The following is a 23,262-nucleotide window of genomic DNA, read 5'->3' as shown; positions in this document are numbered from 1 at the left end:
GCGCGGAAAGCTTCGGCGCCCGGCGAAGCGATGCCGCGGGTCAGGGCAGGTTGAGGAACCGTTCCAGAGCCCCCACCACCAGCGCGTGGTCCTCGGCCTGCGGCAGGCCCGACACGGCGACGGTGCCGACGACGCCCGCGCCCGTCACATGGAGCGGGAACGCGCCGCCGTGCGCCGCGTAGCGGTCGGGGTCGAGCCGGGAGGACTCCTCGAACGTCGTGCCCTTCGCCCGGAAGCGGGTGCCGACGAGATAGGAGGAGGCGGCGTAGCGGTCGACGACCCGGCACTTGCGTTCCAGCCAGGCGTCGTTGTCGGCCGAGGTGCCGGACAGGGCGCGGTGGAAGAGGCGCTGGCCGTTGCGGCGTACACCGATGGTCAGGGCCGCGCCGCGCTCCTCGGCCATGTCGGCGATCAGGCAGCCGAGGCGCCAGGCGTCGTCGTTGCTCAGGGACGGCAGGCGCAGCCGCCGCTCCTGCTCCTCCAACTGCGCGATGAGGTCGGTGAGGTCGAATGCGGGGGTGCTCATGCGGCGCCTCCGATGCGCTCGGCGATACGGACCGTACGGCCTTCCGTCGCCGACACCCGGGCCGCCTCCAGCACCCGCAGCGCCGCCGCCGCCTCGGCCGCGGTGACCGGGGGCGGGGTGCCGTCGCGGAGGGCGGTGGCGATGGCGGCGTAGTACGCGGGGTAGTCGCCGTGGGCGGTCGGGACGGGCCGCCCGCCGCCGGTCAGCGGCGATTCGCCCGCGCCAAGTCGGCCCCACGCGGACTCGGGCTCGGCGCCCCACGCGGCGGACTCGGTGGGGCGCAACCCCTCGCGGAGGGCCGCTTCCTGCGGGTCGAGGCCGTACTTCACATAGCCCGCCTCGCTGCCCAGCACCCGGAAGCGCGGGCCGAGCTGGGCGGTGAGCGCGCTCATCCACAGCTGTGAGCGGACGCCGTTCGCGTGGTGGATGGCGATGAAGGTGTCGTCGTCGGCTTCCGCCCCGGCGCGGCGTACGTCGACCTCGGCGTAGACGGAGTCGGCCGGGCCGAAGAGGGTGAGCGCCTGGTCGACCAGATGGCTGCCGAGGTCGTACAGCAGCCCGCCGATCTCGGCCGGGTCGCCGGACTCCCGCCAGCCGCCCTTGAGCTGCGGCCGCCACCGCTCGAAGCGCGACTCGAAGCGCAGCACCTCGCCGAGCGAGCCGTCGGCGAGCAGCGCGCGCAGGGTGAGGAAGTCGTTGTCCCAGCGGCGGTTCTGGAAGACGCTCAGCAGCAGCCCGCGGGCCTCGGCGAGCGCGGCCAGCTCCTCGGCCTCGGCGGCGGTCGCGGCCAGCGGCTTGTCCACGACGACCGGCAGCCCGGCCCGCAGCGCGGCGCGCGCGAGCGGGACATGGGTGCGGTTGGGGGAGGCGATGACGATCAGGTCCAGCTCATCGGCGCGGGCCCACAGCTCGTCGGTGGACGCGGCGATCCGTACGCCGGGGTGCTCGTCGCGGGCCTGCTGCTGCCGCTCGGGGCTGGCGGTGACGACGGTGTCGAGGGCGAGGCCGTCGGCGGCGGCGATCAGGGGGGCGTGGAAGACGGATCCCGCGAGGCCGTAGCCGATCAGCCCCGCGCGGAGGGTCCTGTTCTCATCGCTGCTCTTGTCATCCATGCCGTTCACTTTGACAACAGTGTTGCTAAAGCGCAAGCGATGACCACAATGGGGGTGTGAACAGCACGATGTCGGGGGCGGCCGGGCCCGGAGCCAATCTGTCCGCCCTGCGCAGCCACAACGCCGCCCTTGTCCTGCGCCTGCTGCGCGACGCGGGCGAGGACGGTGTCAGCAGGCTGGAACTGGCCGACCGTACGGGCCTCACCCCCCAGGCCGTCAGCAAGATCACGGCCCGGCTGCGGGCCGAGGGCCTGGCGGCCGAGGCGGGCCGCCGCGCCTCGACCGGCGGCAAGCCGCGCACCGTGCTCCGCCTGGTGCCGGACGCCCGTCACGCGATCGGCCTGCACCTGGACCGCGACGAGCTGACGGCCGTCCTGGTCGACCTCGCGGGCACGCCGGTGGCCCTCCGTACGGCACGCTTCGACTTCGGCGCCGAGGCGGAGCGGGCCCTGACGGCGGCGGCATCGGAGGTCGAGGCGCTGATCGCCGACGCGGGCGGGGGTGGGTTGGCCGGGGGCGGGGTGCTCAGTGGCGGGCCGCCGGGCGGCGGGTCGCCCAGCGGCGGGTTGCTGGGGGTGGGGGTCGCCGCGCCCGGTCCGCTCGATCACGGCTCCGGCGTGCTGCACCGGGTCACCGGCTTCCCGCAGTGGGACGGGCTCCCGTTGCGCGACGCGCTCGCCCGGCGGCTCGGCCTGCCCGTCGTCCTCGACAAGGACACCAACGCCGCCGCCCTCGGCCTCGCCGCCCCGGGCGCCTCCGTCGATTCGTTCGCGTATCTGCACCTCGGCACCGGCCTGGGCGCCGGGCTCGTGCTCGACGGCGGCGTGTACCGGGGCGCGCGGACGGACGCGGGGGAGTTCGGCCACCAGGTAGTGCAGCTCGACGGGCCGCGCTGCGGCTGCGGCAATTACGGCTGCCTCGAAGCCCTGTGCCTGGCCGCCGTCGCCCGCGGCGCACAGGGGCAGGCGGCTCGGCTGCTCGGCGTCGGCGCGGCCAACCTCGTACGGCTCCTCGACATCGACCGGGTGCTGCTCGGCGGCCGGATCGTGCTGGCCGACCCGGCCCCGTACGTACGCGGCGTGGCCGCCGTGCTCGCCGAGGACGCCGCCCGCGCCAGCCGCCCCACGGTCCCGGTCGACGTCGTACGCGGCGGGGCGCGGGCGGTGGTCGAGGGAGCGGCGCAGCTCGTGCTCGGCCAGCTCTTCGCATTGGGCTGATCGAGGGCTTCTTGACGGCCAGTCGGGGTCAATCGGCGGCTCTTGCGGTGTGTCGGCGTGCGCGCGCGGAATGTGGCGGAGTGCTCGGGGATACGCCGCTGCCAGCAGAGGTCACCCATGCGCCTGCCCACCGCCCTGTCCCTCCGTACCGCCCTGCCCGCGGCCGCGCTCGCGCTCGCCCCGGCCCTGTACGGGCTCGGAGCGCCCGCCGCCGCGGCCGAACCCGCCCCGGCCTGCGGGGACGAGACCACGTCCGACTTCCCCATCGAGACGCGGCTGCGCGGCGGCCCCGACCACTACGCGCGGGGTGCCGGGTGGCAGCAGTGGCACCTCGAACTGCGCAACACCACGGACACCGGCTGCCGGGCGGTCCACCCCGTCGCGGTCCTCGCCGACCAGGGCCATGCGCTGCGGCCCCGCCAGATCCAGCTGGAGTTCCTGGACCCGTACGCGGACGGCGGCACCTGGCGGGAGGTTTCCTTCCAGATGACCGACGAGGACGAGAACATCGGGGTGTTCGAGAAGGACTTCAAGGGGTTCACCGTGGCGGCCGGGAAGACGGTCGACGTACGCATACGTTCCCGCTTCACTACCGACGCGCCCCTCGGCCCGGTCACGGCCAACGCCATCGCCGTACAGCGGCGCGCGGACGACGGGGGCTGGGTCGGACAGTCGAACGACTACGCGTTCCGGATCGACGCGGGGCCGGGCCCCAGCGCGGACGGCACGTCGGGGGCGGACAGCGCGCCGGTGCCGGTGCCGGTGCCGGTTCCGGTTCCGGAGACGAAGCCGAGCGCCGAGCCGCCGGAACGTGAGCCCAGCGCCGGGCTGGATCCTGTCCCCAGCGCCGAGCCCGAGCCCGAGGCCGAGCCCAAGACCGAGCCGAACGCCGACCCGACCGCTGAGCCGAATGTCGCGCCGAGCCCGGCCCGCCGTCTGGACCGGAGCCCCGTCGCGGTGCCGCCGAGCCCCGACAGCGAGACGGATGAGGGCACCGAGGACCAGGCGGATTCCGGCACCGACGAGGACCTGGGCGTGGACACGGATCTGGGCACGGATACGGGTACGGGTACGGGCTCGGACGAGGCGGATACGGAGGCGGACCCCGGCACCGACGTGGACCCCGGCACCGACACCGAGGCCGGTACCGACACCGAAACCGACTCCGGCACCGACCTCGGTACCGAATCCGATACCGAAACAGGTACCGAAACCGATCCCGACACCGGAACCGACCCCGGATACGACTCCGAAGACCCTGGCACCGAGACCGGCACCGAAGACCCCGGCACCGAGACCGGCACCGACCCCGACAAGGGCGACGACCGGCACGAGGACGAGGGTCAGGGTCAGGACGAGGACAGGAACGAGGACGGCGCCCGCCACCCCGGGCACTGGAAGCCCGAGCTGGCCGCCACGGGCCGGGACGTCCGCCTCGCCGGGCTCGGCGTCGTCAGTATCGGACTCGTGGCCGGGGGCGCCGCCCTCGTCGTGAAGTCCCGGCGCGCGAAGCGCTGGGGCTAGAGATGGGCGCTAGGCGCTGAGGACGTGGCCGCTATCCGCCCCGGGGCCCCTCGCCCCGGCGGCGGAGCTCGTCGTCGACCTTGTCCGCGCCGCGCTGGATCTGATCCGAGTGCTTACCGCCGGTCTTCTTGTCGGCGACGTCCGCCCCCTTGCGTGCGCCCTGTCGGCTCTTGTCGGGGTTCTTGCCGATCGCGTCCTTCAGCTTGTCCATGATGCCCATGGCGGTCTCCTAACCGTCGGCTCGCGTTCCCCCTCCCCTCAGCATCGGACACCTGTGCGGGTCTGTCGCGCTGAGGCTGAGCAGCCCCCGGTTAGGCTGTGGACGTCGACCAGACGGTCAAGCCGAGCGGAGAGCAACCAGTGGCAGAGCGCAAGCCGATCGAGTCATGGCTTACCGACATGGACGGGGTGCTGATGCACGAGGGCATACCGGTGCCCGGGGCCGACGCCTTCATCAAGCGGCTGCGCGAGTCCGGCAGGCCGTTCCTCGTGCTCACGAACAATTCCATCTACACCCCGCGCGACCTGCACGCCCGCCTGTCCCGTATCGGTCTCGACGTACCGGTGGAGAACATCTGGACGTCGGCGCTGGCCACCGGCCAGTTCCTGGACGAGCAGCGCCCCGGCGGCACCGCGTATGTGATCGGGGAGGCGGGGCTGACGACCGCCCTGCACGACATCGGCTACGTCCTCACCGACGTCGAGCCGGACTACGTCGTCCTCGGCGAGACCCGTACGTACAGCTTCGAGGCGCTGACCAAGGCGATCCGCCTGATCAACGACGGGGCCAGGTTCATCGCGACCAACCCGGACGAGACCGGCCCCTCGGCCGAGGGCGCGCTGCCCGCCACCGGCTCGGTCGCGGCGCTGATCACCAAGGCGACCGGCCAGGAGCCGTACTTCGTCGGCAAGCCGAATCCGCTGATGATGCGCGCCGGACTGAACGCGATCGGCGCGCACTCCGAGAGCAGCGCGATGATCGGCGACCGGATGGACACGGATGTACGAGCCGGTCTGGAGGCGGGTATGGAGACGTTCCTCGTGCTCACCGGCGTGACCCAGGCGGACCAGGTCGACCGCTTCCCGTACCGGCCGTCCACCGTCGTGAACTCGATCGCCGACCTCGTGGACCGCGTCGTCTGAGCGCGCGTTCCGAGCACCCATTCGGAGCAGGGCCGGGTCCGCAGCGGATGCGGTGCCCGGCCCGGCGCGTGAGCCTCGAAGTGGGAGGTTCACGATGCGCATCGCCACCCTCACGCTCTGTGCGGCAACTCTCTGCCTCATCGCCTCAGGCCCCGCGCTCGCCGATCAGCGCCACGACGGAACCGCCACGATCCGGGTCAGCCCCCTCGCCATCGCGCCCGGCGCCGAGGTGGAGGTACGGGCCTTCGGCTGCCAGGGCACGATCGCGACGGCCACATCCCCGGTGTTCGTCAGCGATGCCGAGCTGACCCCCGACGGCGACGGGCTGTTCAGCGAGGCGACGATCCGCTCGACGGCGGCCAAGGGCGCGCATCGGGTCTCCGTGGACTGCGGCGGCGCGCTGGAGCCGGGCACCGGGAAGGTGTCCGTCGCCGTGGAGCGCCCACCCTCGCCCGTCGCGCCCGTCCAGGCGGGCGGCGGCGGTGCCCCGCGGCCCGCCGACACCGACGAGGGCCGGGCGCCTGAGGACGGCATCGGCGGCGCGACGGCGTACGGCCTGGTGCTGTCCGGCGGCACGGCGGTGGCCGTCGCGGGGCTCGCGGTACGGCGGCGACGGCAGCGGGTGGGCGGCGATGTCTGATTCCGATACGCGCTTCTCCGGGGCCGGACGGCTGGCCATGGGCCTGGCCTGGGTGGCCCTGCTGCTCGGGCTGTGGATGTGGGGCCGGGACATCACCGACGGTACGGGCGCCCCGGCGCCGATGACGGGGGACGCCGCCGCGGTCGGCCGCCCCCCGGCGCATCCGCTGCCCGAGGCGCACGCCCCGCTTGCGGCCGCGCGGCCGCAACGTGTCGACATCGCGGCGGCCGGGGTCCACGCCCCGGTCCTCGGTGCGGGACTGGACCGCAAGGGGGCGGTGAAGCCGCCGCCGTTCAGCCGCGCGAACTCCGTCGCCTGGTACCGGGGCGGGCCCGAGCCGGGCACGGCGGGGGCGGCGCTGCTGGTCGGCCACGTCGACACCCGGTCCAAGCCCGCGGTCTTCTACCGGCTGCGCGACCTCCGGCGCGGGGAGACGGTCCGGGTCACGCGGTCGGACGGTTCGACGGCGGAGTTCACGGTGGAGGACGTGGCGATGGTGACCGCCAAGCGGTTCGACGCGCGCCGGGTGTACGGGGCGCGGACCGGCGGCCGGGCGGAGCTGCGGCTGATCACGTGCGGGGGACGGTTCGACCGGAAGACGCGGACGTACGCGGCGAACGTGGTGGTGTCGGCGTACCTGACGGACACGAAGCGGCTCCCGCGCCGGAGCACCCCCTCGACCGCGGGGAACGCGGAGTGACGCTCGCCCGTTCCGACCGCATGGGTGGAGTGCTGCCATATCTGATCTTCGTCGGTGTACTGGCCGCCGTCATGGGCCTGTTCGCCCGGCTGGCGGTCATAGCCCGCCGCCGGGGCGTCGCGGGCTCGGCGATCCGCGCGGCCGTCGCGGCCCACGACCAGGCGTGGCAGGTGTCGGGCTATCAGTCCCACCTTGAGGTCCGGGCACAAGCGGAACGCAAAGCACCGATCGAGTCCCCCGATCACCCCTGGCGTCCGGCCAGCCGCGACCTGGGCTCGCCGCGCCCGGCGGCCCACGCTCCCCGCCGTGGCCGCCTCCGCCGGAGCCTGCGCCGTCGCTTCCGTCGCGGAGGTGCGTAGAACACCGTGCGAATCGCGCCGGACGGGCGAAAACCCGCCTCCCGTTGACGATGCGTCCCCGGGCGGCAGGGGCCCTGTGCAAGGATGGATTCGACCGGCTTGTCCCACCCGGGGGCCCACTGTCCACCCCCGGAGCGTGCACCCAAGGGGGAGTGGATGTACGGCAGTTACACCGGCCGTCGGCACACTGTTGCCCGTCACCACAACCGTAAGCGGAATCCCAGGCGCAACAGCGTGGCGGCCGCCGGAGCGCTGCTGTCGCTCGCGACGCTCACCGGCTGCTTCGGCGCCTCCGAGGGCCCCAAGGGGAACGACCACGCCGCCCCGCCCGCCCATCAGAAGCAGCGCCCCAAGGCCACCGTCCCCTTCTGGGTCAACCCCGACGGCAGCGCCGCCAAGCAGGTCGCCTCGTACCGCAAGAAGGGCTCCGACAAGGACGCCCGGCTGATACAGAAGATCGCCGAGCAGCCGGTCGCGGAGTGGCTGGGGGTGGACGACCCAGAGGGACAGGCGCGCGGCTTCACCGAGGCCGCCGCGCACGCGGACCGCGACGCGTTACTGGTCTTCTACAACATCCCGCACCGCGACTGCGGCCAGTACTCCAAGGGCGGCGCGGCGGACGGCGACGCCTACCGGGCATGGCTCGACAAGGCCGTCCGGGGCATCGGCAACCGCCCCGCCACGGTGATACTGGAACCCGACGCGCTGCCCCACGCGGCGGACGGCTGCACGCCGAAGAAGTTCCACGAGGAGCGGTACGACCTGCTCACCGGCGCCGTCGACAAGCTCAAGGGCCTGCCCCGCACCAAGGTCTACCTGGACGCGGGCAACCCGCACTGGATCAAGGACCCGCGGGCGATGGCCGGACCCCTGAAGCGCGCCGGGATCGCCAAGGCGGACGGCTTCGCGCTCAACATCTCCAACTACCAGACCACCGCGGAGAACAAGACCTACGGCAAGAGGCTGTCCGCGATGGTCGGCGGCAAGCCCTTCGTGATCGACACCAGCCGCAACGGCAACGGCCCGGCCCCGGGCAAGGACGACCCGGAAGCCTGGTGCAACCCGAAGGGCCGAGCCCTGGGCGAGCCGCCGACCACCGTCACCGGCGACAAGAACGTCGACGCCTACCTCTGGATCAAGCGCCCGGGCGAGTCGGACGGCCCCTGCAAGGGCGGCCCCAGGGCGGGCCAATGGTGGCCCCGCTACGCCCTCGACCTCGCCCGGAACGCCGAGTAGGCCCGCACCCCCGGGCGCGGGCCGCGCTCAGCCTCAGGTCTGGCACTCGCCGATCCGGTCGCGCTCCAGGAGCGCGATGGGCAGGTACTCGGACTCCACCTCGATGGGCATCCCCGCGTCGTGGGCGAAGCAGGCCATCGCGAGCGGGGCGAGGGCGACGAGGCCCGAGGTCATGACGGCCCGGCTCTCCTCGCTCCAGTAGTCCTTGTGCCACTCCAGGGCATCGACGAGCGCCCGGTTGAATTTCTCGTGGTTCCGCGTGATGAACCGATGGAACATCTCCATCGGCGGATACAGCTGCTTCGCCACCGTCTCCGGGTCCGCGATGGTGAACGCCTCCGGGTCCGTTCCATGGATTGCGGCGGTCAGCGGCGGGACGATATCGCCAGTGCCGACCCAGTACTCCTGGAGCGTCTCGATCCACTGGTACTGGAACTCATCGAACTGGGCCCCGGATTCCCGCAGCAGGGACACCGGCACCCGGCACAGGGCCGTGATCCGGTCCCTCTCCCGGCACACCGCTGCCAGGTAGAAGGCGGTGAGCCAGGTGCCCGCGTGCGTATACGGCTGCACTCCCGTGGCCTGGAGCGTACGGTCCTTGTCCGCGATACGGCAGGTCACGGTCGGCTCGGTGGTGGTGGCGGCGGCGAACACGGCGGAGCCGAGCTGCATCGCGCTCACCCACGACAGCCAGGTGGGAAGATTCTGCCCGATGGGGTCCAGAAGGAAGTGCCCCTCCGCCAGGGTGAGCGTGGTACTCAGGGCGTCGCCCAGGTCGCTGGAGTCGGCCTCAAGTCCTTCGATCAGCTCTGACGAGTTCTCCTGGAGTACGGCGAGGCCCGCAGCCGCGTTCCCTGTGGGAAAGGGGTGGCGGGAAACGATCGAGACCAACGCGTCTCTCCTTAGAAGAGCTTGAAATACTTGAGCTTGGCTCCAGCATACGTACCGGTGTTCTCGGTGGCCTGGACGAGAACGTACTGCAGGGTCTTGTTCTTGATCGCGTCCTTGATTTCCTTGGCGTACTTGGCGTCCTCCGGCGAGGTCAGGGCGCGTTTCTCCATGTCGGCCACGATGGTGCGGACGTATTCGATCGTGCCCTGCTTCACTTTGGTGCCTTGGTCGAGTCGGCCGTTGCCCATACGCCAGTCCAAGTCCGCCTTGGGACCCTTCGCCTCGACGATGAGCAGGTTGCCTTCCTTGGTGCGCCAGAGTTGGTCGAACCGCTTCGCACCATTGGGCGTTTCGGGGAGGTCGGTGATCTCCTTTGCCCCTTGGAACTCCGGCTGTCGGAGCATGTGGCGCCGTGCGGCCTCCTCGCCGAGGGCCTCGCCGAGCTTGCTGTTGTTGGGTACATCAGCGCCGACGGTGTCGTCGTAGTGCTTCTGCGCGGCGGCGAGTTCCTGGGCGTGCTTGCTGCTCGGGTCGGCTTCGAACTTGGTCTCGGCCTGGGTCAGCCCCATGCCCGCCCGGCGTTTGGCCGAGACATCGTCTAGGTCGTTGATGTTGTGGGCGGGGACCGTGGACTGGTCCCGCTCCAAGGTGCCGGGCCGGTAGTGCTCGGGGGACGCGTACGGTACGTCATCGGCTGCCATCCAGCCGCCGCCGGGCTTCTCTTTGAGGACCGGAAGCACCTGGCCATCGACCAGCTCGCGGGACCTGATACGTCGGCCGAGGATGTCGTAGTGCTTCGCGCGCCAGGCCGGGTTCTCATCGGCGAGCCGGACGTGCTCGCGGCTGATGGCCATCCGCTCAGCGGCGGTCCGCTCGCTGGCCGGCTTCTCCCGGGCGGCCTCGTACTCCGCGCGGTGCGCAGCGTCGTCCGCACCCCGCGCCGCGTCGTCCGCTCCGCCCGGGTGGGCGCCGCCCGGCGATGGGGGCTCATGGTGGCCGCCACCACCCGCGCCGGGGCCATCGGCGTGCGTGGTGCCGCCGGGCCCGTCCGCGTGGCCCGCTGCGCCCGCCGTGCCCGGGGTGTCGGCGTGGCCGCCAGTGCCCGGGGTGTCCGCGTGACCGCCGCGAGGAGGGTTGTCCAAGCTGTTCGTGGGCATGTGGTCGCCCGCGTGACCGCCGGGCGTGTGGCCCGCCGTGCCGCCCGGGGTGGTGTCCGGGCGGCCGCCCGGGAGTTCGTCGCCGACGCGGACCGGGTCGGAGATGTCGCTGCCGACGCGGACCACGTCGTCGCCACGGCCACCGACACCCACCAGCTCGCGGTCCGGCACCTTGGCCGTGGCCGGGCTGTCCATCGTCGGGGAGTCGCCCTTCGGGACGTCCGCCCCCGCCCCCGTCCCCGGCTTGCCCGGCGGGGCGTCGGCGGCGTGCTGAGTGATCGCGCCGTCCGCGTCGTAGATGTTGCCCTTGAGGTCCATGAACTGCGGTGGCCCGTCGACCGGCAGCTTGACCGTGCCGGGCGGCAGGGTCGCGGTGCCTTCGGGGAGCTTGATGGTGCCGTCCGGGAGCTTGGTCGCCCCCTCGGGTATCGCCGTGCCGGGAGGCACGTCGATCGTGCCGTCCGGCAGCACGCGCGCGCCGTCCGGCAAGGCCACCGCACCGTCCACGTCGATCTTCGGGATCTCGACCTTGCCCATGCCCTTGAGACCGGCCAGCACATCGCCGATCTTCGAGACGCCCGCCCCAGCGCCCTTGAAGATGTACGTCATCGGGTCGATGGCCCTGCCCGCCTTGCCGGCGAAGGACAGCGTCTTGGCCACCGCGCCCGCCTTTCCGGCGCCCGACACCGCGCCCCCCGAGCCACCGGTGAACACCGTCGTCAGCACGTTGAAGGTCACCGCACCCGCCGCACGGGAAGGGTTCGAACCCCACTGGTCCCACGCCAGCAGCGCCTTGCCGGTTTCCTTCATCGCCGTACGCGAATCACGCAGCCACGACGGGAGCTTGTCGTCGGGAGCGGCCCAGTACAGGTCACGCACACCGGGAATCGAGGAGATCGCCAGGCCCGTCGCCAGCTTCCCCAGCCCCGTCCAGGACGCCTTGAACGTGTCCCAGCCGGACAGCCCGACCAGACCGCCGAGACCCTTGATGGTGCCCCACACGCCGTCGACGATCAGGCCCTTGCCGAAGTCCCAGGCGTGTTCCCACACCTGCCAGGCCGGAACCGACTCCTCCACCGCATCGCCCCACGGCAGGGACTTCGACTGCTTCAACGCCTCCGCGTCATAGCCGTACATGCCCTTGCCGTTGGAACCGTCGTTCACCTTGAGCGCTTTACCGCCCACCAGCGCGACGATCTTCGCGTAGGCGGTCCGCTCCACCTCCTGGAACTGGGCCCACACCTCGGCGATCTCATTGCGGCGATTGAGGTTTTCCTCGATCAGGTCGCCGTCCTCGCGCCAGTCGTCGTCGTCCGCGACCTTCGTGCGGAAGTCCGCCGCTTCCTGCTTCAGGCTGTCCAGCTTCTTGACCAGCGGCTCGGCATCGCGCCCATACGTGCCCAGCGCCCCCGCGATGGTGCACATGTCCGAGCTGACGGTCAGGCCCACGTCCGAGACCGGCTTCGTCGTCGCGAACAGCTGGTCGGCCTCCGGCGCCTGATAGAACGCCGACAGCCCGCCGAAACTCGTGTGTACGTCGGTGGCCTTCGTCGAGACGGTGACTCCGCCCGACGAGATCGCCTTCACCTTCTCGTCCAGCACCGTCAGATCGCCGGTGAACACCGGCACCTCGGCCGGGTCGACCGGCGCGTCCCCACTCACTTCTTGCCCCCCGGCTGCTCCCGCAGGGCCTCCAGATTCACGGACTTCGCCGCGTTCTGCGCCTCTTTGGCGGCGTCCAGATCCCCTGCGACGTACTCGTTCGTCGCCTTCGCCGCGCCGAGCACGCACGCCTCGATCCGCTCGGCCATCGACGTGAACTGCTTCTGACGCCCCTCCAGGTACTCACTCAGAGCGGCCGCCACCGGACCCATCGCCTTGTGCGACAGGGGCTGCTGCCCCGGGGCCACCGGGCCCTGCAGCTTCGTCTCCGCCTGCGAGCCGGGCACGGCCGTACCCGCCGCTTGGGCCGCCTCCGACATGTTCTTCACCAGGGCGTTCAGGGCCTTTTCCAGCTCACCGGCGTTCCCGCCGACGGTCTTCAACTGACCTTGTACGCCTTGCGGCTTGATGTCCCACCACGCCATCGACGTCCCCCCGGGCGTTTCAACCTGTCATCTTGGCGACTGACTCGAACTACCAACTACCGCAAGTATGTCCGTTTCTGCCAACACGTGTCGCCCCTATTGACGTTCCACCGGCCACTTGTGACCAACGCATGACACCGATGGGGCGTTGGTCACTCGCCCTTCAAGTGCCGCATCAGCCGCTCGAAGTCGGCCCACCCGGCCAGGTCCGACGGGTCCCCGGGCAGCGGGTAGTAGTACGCCGGGCGCGCCTTCGGCCCCAGCTCGACCGGCGCTTCGGCCAGCGGCGTTCGCCGCGCACGGTCGCCCGGCATCGCCCGGACCTCCTCCGCCCCGAGCACGAAGGCCAGCGGGACCCCCGGTCCCTCGAATCGGGGCGGCACCAGCAGGTCGCGGCGCGCCTTGCGGAGCTGCACGAGCATCGACTGGAGACGGTGACGGGTGACGAGCGCTTCCGCGGTCCCGCGCAGGGCATCCAGCGGCGGTTCCTCGTCGGCGCCGTAGCCGAACGCCAGCGTCACGGTCTCCTCGACGCCCGCCTTCGTACGGCTGATCCGCACCGTGGCGAGACCGGGCCGCTCCGGGCCGCCGACCACCACGAACCACGTCGGCTCGGGAGCCCTGGCGAAGGCCACCTCGGTCAGCCGCCCCGGCGACCAGGGCAGGTTCGCCGGTTCGGCGGTGCCCCAGCCCGCCGGGGGCTCACCGGTCAGCTCGCGCCACACCGTCTCCAGGGCCCCGCCGAGGACCAGCCGCTCGTCCGCGGGGTGGATCGTACGGAAGGTGAGGGACAGCTGCCGCTCTCCCGTGTTCGCGACCTCCTTGTACGAGGCCGCGGCCGGGGTGCGCGGGTTCTCCTCCGTGGCGTCCGGGGCCGCCACCGCGCTGAACATGCCGTCCTGCCAGCGCAGCACCGCGCCCGAAAGGCCGTCGAAGTAGCCCTCCCGCTCGTCCTGCACGACCCACCGCGACGGCCAGTCCGGCATGTTCCCCAGCACCGCGGGGGAGAGCGTCGTCCCGGGCGGGGTGACGATCTGCAGGCCCCGTTCGGCAGCCGCGGCGCCCCGGAAGGCGTCCGAAAGCCAGGCCGTCATGGCGACGACCGGGCGGTCCATGATGATGACGGCGACCTTGGAGGTCAGCACGTCCACGGCGGGCTGCGCCGCGGCGGGTGTGGGGGCGACGCTTACTCCGTCGGTCTCCACCACCCCCAGCGAGCGCGTGGCCTCCCGCGGCCAGGCCGCCCCGCCGGACAGGGAGGCGAGGCGGGCCGCGAACGTTCCGGCGAGCCGCTCGGCCTCTGCGACACCGGTGGCGGCGCGGGCCTCGGTCCACCAGAAGGGGACCGGCGGCGCGGTGGCCCCGAGCAGCCGCTCGGCCTCACCCGGGACCTGCACCAGCATCGGTGCTTCCACCGAAACGAGCGGCCGACCGTGCTCGTCGCAGAGCTGTACGACCGCCCCCTCACCCGTCGTGTCCACCAGCTTGTCGGGGCCCCCGGAGAGCAGACCCGCGAGCACGGCCCAGGGGTCGGGCATCTGCCGGGTGAGGGCTATGACGTCCTTGGTCATGCGGCGAGACTAACGTTTCGGCACCTTCACCCACAGCGCCTTCGACGGCGTGCCCTCGTCGTCCACCGCGTTGAGCATGTAGTAGCCCGGCGGTACCAGTGAGGGGTCCTTCGGCAGGGTCACCGTGATGCCGTCCTTCGTGCGCTTGAAGTCGAGTGCGATCGACCGTTGCTCGACGTTGGTCACATGGGTGAAGGAGCTGGGCCGGATGAGGCGCATCTTTTTGATCGCCGAGGCGTGTGCGGTCTTGTACGTGGTCGTCGCGCCCAGCTTGACCGTCCTCGGGCCGCCCTCGGTGGCGAGCTTGGGGCGTGAGTCGCGGAACAGATACGGCGGTGTGTAGAGGTCGATCTGCTGCTGGAACTCGCCCGGCTTGGTGTTCGCCTTGTCCTGGAACAGCGAGTCGGATCCGAAGGTCATGACCCGGCCGTCCGGCAGGAGCAGGGCGCCCGAGTGGTAGTTGCGCCCGACCAGGGGGTCGGCGACGCCGCGGGTGCGGTTGGTCTTGGGGTTGTACAGCTCGGCCTTCAGGACGTTGGTGTCGCTGCGTCCGCGGTAGTCGCCGGAGCCGTTGGTGGTCAGGATCGTGTCGTCCGGGAGGATGACGCTGCTCGGATAGCGCACCTTCTCGTACAGATCCGGTCCGTCCTTGAATCGCGGCTTGTCTTCCTTCAGGTCGACGATCCGGGTTCCGGCGGTGGCCGCGGCGGATTCGCCGACCCCGCCGCCGCCCACCACCATGAACCGCTGGTCCTGGGCCGGCGGCAGCATGACCGACATCGACGTCTCCAGCAGCTTCGGGTCGCTGATGCCCGGCACCACCTGGAACTTGTTGCTCTTCAGATCCCAGATCCCCGGGGTGCGGCCCTTGTCGTCCGGGCCGTATCCGGCATTCGACCCGGTGTAGAAGACGCGGCCCTTCTCGGTGAGGAAGAGCGAGGGGTAGGTGGGGAAGAAGCGCTGCTTCGGCAGACGCTTCCACTTCTTCGTCTTCGGGTTGTAGACCTCGTTCTTGCCCGGCACGACCTGGCCGATTTCATCGAGCCCGGACACGGCCAGCACCTTGCCGTCCTGAAGGGTGGTCAGGGTCGGGTACCAGCGGGCCTCGTTCATCGGGTCCACGGTGATGTACCGCTCCGACTCCGGGTCGAATTCGTAGGCCTGCCTGATGCCCTGGAAGTCCTTCTTGTCGAACGACAGCTTCTGCGCGATGCCGTAGTAGTTCTGCTTGTCCTTGCCCTTCAGCCCGGCGATCCGGTAATTGTCCTCGGTCCCGGTCTGGTACTTCTTCCCCTTCCGGCGCGCCTCGACATAGACCCGCGCCGTGCTGGCGGTGACGGTGACCTTTCCCGTCTTGGCGTTCGTCTTCTTCTTCGCGCGCGGGACGAGGACCGGGTCCTTGGACTCGAAGGTCTTGCCGCTCTCCTTGCCCGTGAAGCGCGTCCCGGACGGGAAGGTCTTCGGCTTGTCCGGGTCCTCGTTGTGGACGAACATCAGTCCGCCCGCCTTCTCGACGTCGCCCTTGAGCTTCTCGTACCGCTGCGTACCGCCCGCCACCAGCAGCTTTCCGTCCGGGAGCTGGCTGTGCCCGGAGCAGAAGAGGTCCTGGGGCGTGGGGATGTTCCGGTACGTGTTCTTCTCCGGGTCCCACAGGACGGTGCGGAACGACTTCGCGTCGAAGTTCTTGGCGTTGTTCCCGGAACCGGCGACCAGCAGCACCTTTCCGGTGTGCAGCAGAGCGGCGTGGATCGTATTGATCCGATATGCCTTCGGGACGTTGACGACGTCCCAGTGGCCGTTCTCGGCCTTGTACTCCGGTTGGTTGATCTTGTAATCGTGATACTGCTCGGAGCTGAATCGGTAGAGCGCCGGGCCGTTCATCCCGGCCAGCACGGTGACGGCCGCCGCACCGATTCCGAAGCGGCGGGTGCGGCGACTCGGTCGGTACTTCACGTCTTATCGTCCCCCAAGAGCGGGCTGCGTTGTCCGTTTCTCCTGGCGGACGGTCCACCGCCAGGCGATGATCGGAGCGGCTGTGATAGCCAGGGCGAGTGATGCCCAAACGGTCATCGCTGGATGACTGTGGCCGAAGTAGAAGGAAGAGGCGAGCGACCCGCCGAAGACCACCAGGAAGAAAAGGTGGATCCTGAAGGTACCGAAGAGGGTGTCGGGGCTCGACGAGTCGCCCTTGGGGGTGACGACGAAGCGGCTCTTCCGGCGTAGTACGGCATCCATCAGGGAGCGCGCGTAAATCGGCGCGGACATCGCCGACATCACCATTCCGGCCACGCCTCCCGACCCTTCCGGCTCATGCGGCGAGACGTTGTGCCGCCGGTTCCAGATGTAGAGCCCGATCTGGAGCGCGGAGGCGTTGCCGTAGAGCATCATCCAGATGGCGGGATCGATCTGGATGCCGGACGCCCCGAATCCGAGGAACAGCGCGCAGCTGATCCCGGCGAGGATCCAGTTCAGCGCCGACATCGGATAGAAGATCACCATCAGGGTGTAGTTGAAGAGCTTGCCCGCGGGCAGCGAGGCGGGCGCCTTCCAGAACTGCTTGAGGATCGTCTCGTACGTGCCGCGCGACCAGCGCAGCTGCTGGGTGAAGAAGTCCGTCCAGGCGTTCGGCCCCTCGCCCACCGCGAGCACGTCCGGCGTGTAGACCGAGCCCCACTTCCGCCCGGTGGAAGGGTTGCGGTGGCGGTGCAGCTCGAAGCCGGTGGCCATGTCCTCGGTGATCGAGTCGTACAGCCCGCCGATGCTCTTGATGGCGCTGATCCGCACCGCGTTGTTGGTGCCGACGAACATCGGCGCGCGGTACGCGTTCCCGGCGCGCTGGATCAGCGCGTGGAACAGGAACTGCTGGCTCTCGGCCGCCTTGGTGACCGCCGCGTCGTAGTTCCCGTACACCTGCGGGCCGACGACGAAGGCGATGTCCGGGTCGCGGAAATAGCCGAGCATCCGCTCCAGATAGTTCGGCAGCGGGACGTGATCGGTGTCGACCGACGCGAAGAAGTCGTACGCGTCTCCGTGGGCATCCAGCCAGGCGTTGTAGTTGCCGTGCTTGGTCTTCGCCCGGTACGGACCCTTGGCCTGGTTCCACTTCTCGACGCCCTTGCGGCTGAAGTGGCGCACGCCCAGGCGCGCGCAGACCTCTCGTACTTGGAGGTCGTCCCCCTCGTCCAGCAGCCAGACGTCCAGCTCCCCCCGGTGCCGTACTCTGACCGCCGCCTGAAGCGTCTTCGTCACCATCTCGATCGGCTCCTTGCCGGGCACGAACGTGGTGATGAAGGCGACCTTCGTGCCGGTCTCGGGCACGACCGGCACGGGATCGCGGGCCACGAGCGTCGCGTGCGCGTTGGACGCGACGTTCATCGTGCGGAATAACTCGATCAGCCCTATCGAGACCAGCATGACCGTGTCCAGCACCGCCATGGTCGGGCTGGTGCCGGTCCGGTCCGTCCAGTGCGCGGGCTGGATCAGCCACACCAGCAGCCCCAGCGACACCAGCGGCGCCGCCCCCAGCAGCAGCGCGGCCCGGATCCGGTGCGGCTCGTCCGCCAGCAGGCTGCGGTAGCGCACGCGGTACGGGGCGGACGGGTCGGGCTGGGTCAGCGGTCCGGCGAGCCTGCTGTAGTGCTCGTAGTCGTACTTCGGCAGCGGCCGCCGCCGGTGGGGTCGCAGTTGCCGTGGGATGCGTAAGCGAGTCGTGGTGGACGAGTCGTACGAACCCTGCTCATGCGAACCCCGCTGATGCGAAACCCGCTGATGCGGATCCTGGTCATGCGAATGCTGCCGGGCGCCTGTCGGCGTCGACGTCATGAGTCATTCCCCCCGCACGCGGGCTGGCTGCGTGTCGTCACGTTCTCCTGGCCAACACGGCCCCCCACGGCCGTACGGGCACGATAGTGGCAGCGGCCGACCCGTCGAATGGAATCGAATATGGAATGGCCGCCTTCTGCTTGTGCGCGAAGTGTGCCGGACCCCGCCCGTCCGGTTTCCCCCCGGGGCACCCCAACACCCCGTGTTCCAGGGCATGTTGGTGTGTGGTGCACCCAGCTCAGGGTCTCGAACGCGCTCGCATGATCGCAAGGCGAAACGCGCCCTTATTCGGACAAAGGTGCGCAATGAGAGGCCGTCGCGGCTGGCTGTGAAAACGGCTTATTCGTGATGCGGCGAACGCAGTCTGTTGCGAATGTTGCAGAAGTGGTCGCGAATCGCCTCTTCGGCGCGTAGGGCGTCGCCGGAGCGCACGGATTCCAGAATCCGCCGGTGCTGGGCGAGGGTGACCTGTGGGTCGGTGGCCACGTCCACCAGGTCCGTACGCACCCGGTGGAACGCGTCCCAGAACGCCTCCAGCACCTCGCTGAGCAGCGTGTTGTCCAGGCTCCCGTACAGCGCGGCGTGAAAGGCGCGGTCCGTCTCCGCGCGTACGGCCCCTTCGGCCGCCTCCGCCTCCATCCGCCGCACGATGCGGTCCAGCGCGTCGAGATCCGCCTCGGGTATGCGCCCGGCGAGCCGTGCGATCAGTCCCGTCTCCACGGCCTCGCGCAGCTCCAGCAGCTGGAGCAGGCTGTCCTCGCCCCGGTAGTGACCGGCGACGGTCCGGAAGATCAGCCCCTCGATCATGGGCGCCATCGACATGGGCCCCACGTATGTCCCGAAGCCGTGCCGGATCTCCACGATCCCCATGGCTTGGAGCGCCTTGAGCGCCTCGCGCACGGAGTTGCGGCTGACTCCGAGCAAGTGCATAAGGTCCGTCTCGGTGGGCAGCGGGGCCCCGGAGGGGAGTCGCCGGTCGATGATGAGCCGTTTGATGCGCTCCTGGATGTCGCCCGCCATCCCACCACGCGCCTGCGCCGCCGCCACCGCCACCTCCGATTTCGGTCAGCTTAGCGCCAGCGGCGGGCCACGGTGTCGGTCAGTTGTCGGGGGTTGTCGGCCCGCTGTCGGCGGGCGGCTGGATGGTTGGCAGACATCCAGCCCGCGACACATTTCGCAAAGGACTCACCATGACTGCTGACGTCACCATCATCGGCGCCGGACTCGGAGGACTGACCCTCGCCCGCGTCCTGCATGTGCACGGCATCCCGGCCACGGTCTACGAGGCGGAGCCCTCCCCGACGGCGCGTTCGCAGGGCGGGATGCTCGACATCCACGACTACAACGGCCAACTGGCGTTGCGTGCGGCGGATCTGATGGACGAGTTCCGCGGCCTGATCCTGGAGGGCCGCCAGCAGTACCGGTTCCTCGCCCCGGACGGCACCGTGGTGTTCGACCAGCCCGACGACGGCACGGGCGGCCGCCCCGAGGTGCAGCGCGGTGAGTTGCGACGGGTTCTGCTCGACTCGCTCCCGGAGGGCACGGTTCGCTGGGGCCACAAGGTCAGCCGTGCCCACGCGCTGGGTGACGGCCGCCATGAGGTGACGTTCGCCGACGGCGGCTGTGTCACCACTGGCCTGCTGGTCGGCGCGGACGGCGCGTGGTCCCGGGTCCGGCCCCTGCTCTCGGACGCCACGCCCGCGTACACGGGCACCTCGTTCGTGGAGACCTACCTGTACGACGCCGACACCCGCCACCCGGCTGCCGCGAAGGCGGTCGGCGGGGGATCGCTGTTCGTGCTCGGCCCGGGTGGGAGGAAGATCGGGTCGCACCGGGAGCGCGGCGGGACCCTGCACAGCTACGCGATGCTGTCCGAACCGCAGGAATGGTTCGCCGCCATCGACTTCACGGATGAGCGCGCGGCGGTCGCGCGGATCGCGAACGAGTTCGACGGCTGGGCACCGGAGTTGACGGCGCTGATCACCGACAGCGACACCCCGCCCGTTCTGCGCCCCCTCTACGCCCTGCCGATCGGGCACCGATGGGGCCGGGTGCCGGGAGTGACCCTGCTCGGCGACGCCGCCCACCTGGCACTCGTGGACGGCGAAGGCGCCAACCTGGCCATGCTGGACGGCGCCGAACTCGGCCAGGCCCTGGCCGCACACCCCGACGACGTCGAGGCCGCCCTCGCCGCGTACGAGCAGGCCATGTTCCCGCGCAGCGAAGCGGCCGCCGCCGAATCGGTAGCGGCCAACGAGCCGTCGGTCGAGCAGTTGATCGCCTTCTTCACAGCTGGGCGGTGAAGGCCGCCCAGGCAGTGTGGGGGATGGCGAGCTGGCCGAGTTGGGTGTCCTTGGAGTCGCGTACGTGGATCACGTCGGGCTGTACGGCCACCTCGACGCAGTTGCCGCCGCCTCCGCCGCTGTAGCTGCTCTTGAACCAGTCGAGTTCGGTGGAACCAGTCATAGTGCTCCTCGCATCTGCTCCAGCAGGCTCGTGGTGGCCTGAGGGCTCAGAGCCTGTGAGCGCAGTTTGCCATAGCGCTGGAGCATCGCACTTACGGCTTTTGGGTCGGTGATCAGGACGCTGGTGTCGTGCGCTTCGATGTAACCGACCCATCGGTGCTCCGGCGTTTCTGCGAGGCACATCGGCCCTTCGAAGCCGAAGTGATCCTCCTGCCGCAGCGGCATGATCTGGATCTCGACGTTCCGGCGGGCCTGCTGCTCAAGGAGGTGGTCGAGAAGGGCCTTGGTGACCTCGACACCTCCGAAGCCCCTGTCCAGCAGGGCTTGTTCGATGATGAAGCAGAACGAGGTGTTCGGCAGATCGTCGAACAACCTCTGCCGGGCGAGCCGCGCGATCACCTGCTTCTCGCACTGCTCTGCCGGTAGGTGCGGGATGTAGCGCTCGAAGACCGACCGGATGTACGGCTCCGGCTGTAGCAGTCCCGGTACAACCGCGCACTCGTACGTGAGGAGCGTGACCGCCTCCTCTTCAATCCCCGCCCAGTGCTGGAACCATGACGCGAGGCCCACCTTGCGCGTCAGGCTGCGGTACGCCGCGCCCAGAACCCGCGCGGCCAACGCACCCAACACCTCCTCCACACGCGGGACGAGTTCCTTCGGCGGGAAGCGGCGGCCCTGCTCGATCTTGGCGACGTACGTCACCGAGTACCGCACCCGCGGGGCGAACTGCTCTTGCGTGAGGCCGCCTTCATCCCGCAGCGCCTTCAATACGGCGCCAAACGTCTTGAGGCTGTCCGAGACTTCGGGTTCGCTGTTGTCTGCTCCCATACGTACATCGTCACGGGCGGTGACCGCCCCAGTCCAGTGAGTCAACTGGTACAGACGAAACTGGGTGGGTGTCATACCTGGCCGGGCCCCCGCCCGCACCGCAACGCTTCCGCCCATGACCGCACCACAGGACCAAGTCCCCGTCACCGTACGTACGTTCGCACAGCGATTCTCCGCCACCCGGCGCGGGGCCCGGCTCGCTCGCCTTCTGGCCGCGAACCAGTTCGCCTCCTGGGGCCTCGACTCCAGTGACTCCGCCGTCATCGTCGTCGCCGAACTGGCCGCCAACGCGGTCCTCCACGGCCGCGTCCCGGGGCGGGACTTCGCGCTGCTGCTGCGGTACGACCACGAGACCGGCCGACTGGAGATCGAGGTGTCGGACACCCACGACCGTCAGCCCGCCCCGAAGGCCCCCACCTCCGTTGACGAACACGGCCGTGGCCTGCTCCTGGTCGAGGCGCTGGCCGACGGCTGGGGCGTCAAGGAGCGCCAAGGTCCCGGCAAAACCGTCTGGGCGCACATCACCTCACGCGGGCGGCCAGTTCCGTAGGGCGATGTCGGCCACCCGCTGCAGTTCGTCACGGGGGATGTCGCTCGCGGCCTGGACGGCGATGCCGTTGGCGACGGTCATGAGGTAGCGGGCGAGCAGTTCGGGGTCGGCGTCGGGGGGCAGGTCGCCTTCGGCGACGGCTGACCGGAACCGGTCGCGGAGCAGGCGCGTGCCCTCGTTGCGCCAGGCGGTGAGGGCGTCGCGGGCGTTGCGTCCGGGGGTTCCGGCGGCAAGGGAGCCCTGGACGCCGAGGCATCCGGCGGGGCAGTCGGGGCGGGTGGTGACCCGGACGGCGCCGTTCAGGAACGCGGTGGCCACCTGCCGGGCGGTCGGTTCTCGCAGGGCCCGGGTCACGTACGAGGCGGGGCCTTCGGAGTAGCGCTCCAGGGCCTTGCGGAACAGGTCCTCCTTGTTGCCGAAGGCCGCGTACATGCTGGTGCGGGTGATGCCCATGGCGCTGGTCAGGTCGGTGAGGCTGGCGCCTTCGTAGCCCTGCTCCCAGAAGACCCGCATGGCGCGTTCGAGGGCCTCGTCGGCGTCGAAGCCTCTGGGGCGGCCGACCGGCGCCTTCCGCTGGATCTCCATGAGACCCACTCTACCTTTCTGTACTGGTCGGTGCGGAAGGTGCTACGGTCGCATTCTGTATCGATCGGTGCGGAACTTTGTGGAGGTCATTCGCATGGGACAGCTTGAAGGCAAGACCGCCGTCGTCACCGGCGGCGGCACCGGGATCGGCCTGGCCACCGCCGTACGGCTGGCAGCCGAGGGCGCGCACGTGTTCATCACCGGTCGGCGCAAGACCGAGCTGGACGCGGCGGTCGAGACGATCGGCGCGGCGAGGGCCACCGCGGTGGCGGGTGACATCGCGAACCTGGCCGACCTGGACCGGCTCTACGACGCGGTCCGCGCCCGGGGGCGGGGGCTGGACGTGGTCTTCGCGAACGCGGCGAGCTTCACGTTCGCGACCTTGGAGCAGGTCACCGAGGAGCACTTCGACCAGATCTTCGGCGTCAACGTGCGGGGCACGCTGTTCACCGTTCAGAAGGCGCTCCCCCTCCTCAACGACGGCGCCTCGGTGATCCTGAACGCTTCCACCACCGCCGACAACGGGACGGACGCGTTCGGCACGTACGCGGCGTCCAAGGCCGCCGTCCGGTCCTACGCGCGGACCTGGGCCAACGAACTCACGGGCCGCGGCGTCCGGGTCAACGCCATCTCACCGGGCCCGATCGACACCCCCGGAATCACGACCGTCTTCGGCGAGGAGAACGCGGCCGAAGCCAAGACGAAACTCGCCGCTGGTCTGGCGATCGGCCGGATGGGGCGCCCCGAGGAAGTCGCCGCGCTCGTGGCGTTCCTCGCCTCCGACGAGAGCAGCTTCATCCTCGGAGCCAACCTGTACGTCGACGGCGGCGAGAACCAGATCTGACCCGC

At 70.3% G+C, this 23,262-nt stretch carries 23 protein-coding genes; 10 read left to right on the top strand and 13 right to left on the bottom strand.

The window, feature by feature from the left end; all coding sequences use genetic code 11:
* Positions 1 to 40: 40 nt before the first annotated feature.
* Positions 41 to 526, bottom strand: coding sequence for a heme-degrading domain-containing protein (locus ACZ59A_RS06715; RefSeq protein ID WP_470954364.1), 486 nt, complete (start codon positions 524 to 526; stop codon positions 41 to 43).
* On the bottom strand, positions 523 to 1,638 hold the full coding sequence (locus ACZ59A_RS06710) for a Gfo/Idh/MocA family oxidoreductase (protein WP_470954361.1): 1,116 nt from the start codon (positions 1,636 to 1,638) through the stop codon (positions 523 to 525). The genes ACZ59A_RS06715 and ACZ59A_RS06710 overlap by 4 nt, the downstream gene beginning before the upstream one ends.
* Positions 1,639 to 1,706: 68 nt before the next feature.
* Here ACZ59A_RS06710 and ACZ59A_RS06705 point away from each other — a divergent pair, with 68 nt between their 5' ends.
* Both ACZ59A_RS06705 and ACZ59A_RS06700 read left to right on the top strand, forming a co-directional pair.
* Positions 1,707 to 2,855: an ROK family transcriptional regulator gene (locus ACZ59A_RS06705; RefSeq protein ID WP_470954679.1), complete on the top strand. Its 1,149-nt coding sequence runs from the start codon at positions 1,707 to 1,709 to the stop codon at positions 2,853 to 2,855.
* Positions 2,856 to 2,972: 117 nt separating this feature from the next.
* On the top strand, positions 2,973 to 4,379 hold the full coding sequence (locus tag ACZ59A_RS06700; protein ID WP_470954358.1) for a hypothetical protein: 1,407 nt from the start codon (positions 2,973 to 2,975) through the stop codon (positions 4,377 to 4,379).
* 31 nt (positions 4,380 to 4,410) lie between these two features.
* Here the strand turns inward: ACZ59A_RS06700 and ACZ59A_RS06695 are convergent, their stop codons facing one another.
* Entirely contained in the window at positions 4,411 to 4,599 is a 189-nt protein-coding gene (locus ACZ59A_RS06695; RefSeq protein ID WP_470954355.1) for an antitoxin, read from the bottom strand.
* 140 nt (positions 4,600 to 4,739) lie between these two features.
* Between ACZ59A_RS06695 and ACZ59A_RS06690 the strand changes: the two genes are divergently transcribed.
* The 5 genes from ACZ59A_RS06690 to ACZ59A_RS06670 all read left to right on the top strand — a co-directional run bounded on the left by ACZ59A_RS06690 (position 4,740) and on the right by ACZ59A_RS06670 (position 8,457).
* On the top strand, positions 4,740 to 5,522 hold the full coding sequence (locus ACZ59A_RS06690; RefSeq protein WP_468052865.1) for an HAD-IIA family hydrolase: 783 nt from the start codon (positions 4,740 to 4,742) through the stop codon (positions 5,520 to 5,522).
* 94 nt (positions 5,523 to 5,616) lie between these two features.
* The gene (locus ACZ59A_RS06685) at positions 5,617 to 6,162 is read left to right on the top strand and encodes a hypothetical protein (protein WP_470954352.1); all 546 of its coding nucleotides are present in this window, start codon (positions 5,617 to 5,619) and stop codon (positions 6,160 to 6,162) included.
* Positions 6,155 to 6,862 carry a class F sortase gene (locus ACZ59A_RS06680; RefSeq protein ID WP_470954349.1) on the top strand — a complete coding sequence of 236 codons (708 nt, stop codon included), beginning with the start codon at positions 6,155 to 6,157 and terminating at the stop codon, positions 6,860 to 6,862. The genes ACZ59A_RS06685 and ACZ59A_RS06680 overlap by 8 nt, the downstream gene beginning before the upstream one ends.
* A complete protein-coding gene (locus ACZ59A_RS06675; protein WP_470954346.1) occupies positions 6,859 to 7,221 on the top strand; it encodes a hypothetical protein in 363 nt (120 codons plus the stop codon). The genes ACZ59A_RS06680 and ACZ59A_RS06675 overlap by 4 nt, the downstream gene beginning before the upstream one ends.
* 156 nt (positions 7,222 to 7,377) lie before the next feature.
* Positions 7,378 to 8,457: a glycoside hydrolase family 6 protein gene (locus tag ACZ59A_RS06670; RefSeq protein ID WP_470954343.1), complete on the top strand. Its 1,080-nt coding sequence runs from the start codon at positions 7,378 to 7,380 to the stop codon at positions 8,455 to 8,457.
* 33 nt (positions 8,458 to 8,490) lie between these two features.
* Here the strand turns inward: ACZ59A_RS06670 and ACZ59A_RS06665 are convergent, their stop codons facing one another.
* The 7 genes from ACZ59A_RS06665 to ACZ59A_RS06635 form a co-directional block, all read right to left on the bottom strand.
* Entirely contained in the window at positions 8,491 to 9,348 is an 858-nt protein-coding gene (locus ACZ59A_RS06665) for an immunity 49 family protein (protein WP_470954341.1), read from the bottom strand.
* An 11-nt stretch (positions 9,349 to 9,359) separates the two neighbouring features.
* On the bottom strand, positions 9,360 to 12,167 hold the full coding sequence (locus ACZ59A_RS06660) for a hypothetical protein (RefSeq protein WP_470954339.1): 2,808 nt from the start codon (positions 12,165 to 12,167) through the stop codon (positions 9,360 to 9,362).
* On the bottom strand, positions 12,164 to 12,592 hold the full coding sequence (locus ACZ59A_RS06655; RefSeq protein WP_470954337.1) for a DUF6507 family protein: 429 nt from the start codon (positions 12,590 to 12,592) through the stop codon (positions 12,164 to 12,166). The genes ACZ59A_RS06660 and ACZ59A_RS06655 overlap by 4 nt, the downstream gene beginning before the upstream one ends.
* A gap of 152 nt (positions 12,593 to 12,744) precedes the next feature.
* Positions 12,745 to 14,163 carry a DUF6177 family protein gene (locus ACZ59A_RS06650; protein ID WP_470954334.1) on the bottom strand — a complete coding sequence of 473 codons (1,419 nt, stop codon included), beginning with the start codon at positions 14,161 to 14,163 and terminating at the stop codon, positions 12,745 to 12,747.
* Positions 14,164 to 14,172: 9 nt separating this feature from the next.
* The gene (gene glxA, locus ACZ59A_RS06645) at positions 14,173 to 16,116 is read right to left on the bottom strand and encodes a radical copper oxidase GlxA (protein ID WP_470954331.1); all 1,944 of its coding nucleotides are present in this window, start codon (positions 16,114 to 16,116) and stop codon (positions 14,173 to 14,175) included.
* 3 nt (positions 16,117 to 16,119) lie between these two features.
* The gene (locus ACZ59A_RS06640; RefSeq protein WP_470954328.1) at positions 16,120 to 17,985 is read right to left on the bottom strand and encodes a glycosyltransferase family 2 protein; all 1,866 of its coding nucleotides are present in this window, start codon (positions 17,983 to 17,985) and stop codon (positions 16,120 to 16,122) included.
* 339 nt (positions 17,986 to 18,324) lie between these two features.
* Complete coding sequence (locus ACZ59A_RS06635) at positions 18,325 to 19,005, bottom strand: FadR/GntR family transcriptional regulator (protein ID WP_470954325.1); 681 nt, start codon at positions 19,003 to 19,005, stop codon at positions 18,325 to 18,327.
* A gap of 170 nt (positions 19,006 to 19,175) precedes the next feature.
* Between ACZ59A_RS06635 and ACZ59A_RS06630 the strand changes: the two genes are divergently transcribed.
* On the top strand, positions 19,176 to 20,288 hold the full coding sequence (locus ACZ59A_RS06630; RefSeq protein WP_470954322.1) for an FAD-dependent oxidoreductase: 1,113 nt from the start codon (positions 19,176 to 19,178) through the stop codon (positions 20,286 to 20,288).
* Here the strand turns inward: ACZ59A_RS06630 and ACZ59A_RS06625 are convergent.
* Together ACZ59A_RS06625 and ACZ59A_RS06620 are read right to left on the bottom strand one after the other, a co-directional pair.
* Positions 20,272 to 20,451, bottom strand: a complete 180-nt coding sequence (locus ACZ59A_RS06625; RefSeq protein WP_470954319.1) for a DUF397 domain-containing protein — start codon at positions 20,449 to 20,451, stop codon at positions 20,272 to 20,274. The two genes, ACZ59A_RS06630 and ACZ59A_RS06625, sit on opposite strands and share 17 nt — an antisense overlap.
* On the bottom strand, positions 20,448 to 21,278 hold the full coding sequence (locus ACZ59A_RS06620) for a helix-turn-helix domain-containing protein (RefSeq protein ID WP_470954316.1): 831 nt from the start codon (positions 21,276 to 21,278) through the stop codon (positions 20,448 to 20,450). The genes ACZ59A_RS06625 and ACZ59A_RS06620 overlap by 4 nt, the downstream gene beginning before the upstream one ends.
* A 115-nt stretch (positions 21,279 to 21,393) precedes the next feature.
* On the opposite strand from ACZ59A_RS06620, the gene ACZ59A_RS06615 reads away from it, so the two are divergent.
* Positions 21,394 to 21,828, top strand: coding sequence for an ATP-binding protein (locus tag ACZ59A_RS06615; protein ID WP_470954314.1), 435 nt, complete (start codon positions 21,394 to 21,396; stop codon positions 21,826 to 21,828).
* On the opposite strand, the gene ACZ59A_RS06610 is transcribed toward ACZ59A_RS06615, so the two are convergent.
* Complete coding sequence (locus ACZ59A_RS06610) at positions 21,805 to 22,413, bottom strand: TetR/AcrR family transcriptional regulator (RefSeq protein WP_470954312.1); 609 nt, start codon at positions 22,411 to 22,413, stop codon at positions 21,805 to 21,807. The genes ACZ59A_RS06615 and ACZ59A_RS06610 overlap by 24 nt on opposite strands.
* Positions 22,414 to 22,507: 94 nt before the next feature.
* Between ACZ59A_RS06610 and ACZ59A_RS06605 the strand changes: the two genes are divergently transcribed.
* Positions 22,508 to 23,257 carry an SDR family oxidoreductase gene (locus tag ACZ59A_RS06605; protein WP_470954309.1) on the top strand — a complete coding sequence of 250 codons (750 nt, stop codon included), beginning with the start codon at positions 22,508 to 22,510 and terminating at the stop codon, positions 23,255 to 23,257.
* Positions 23,258 to 23,262: the final 5 nt, after the last annotated feature.

It is taken from the genome of Streptomyces sp. NPDC040405, assembly GCF_055595765.1.
Note: the sequence above shows the minus strand (reverse complement) of the source record. Positions and strands in the feature narration are given on the sequence as shown.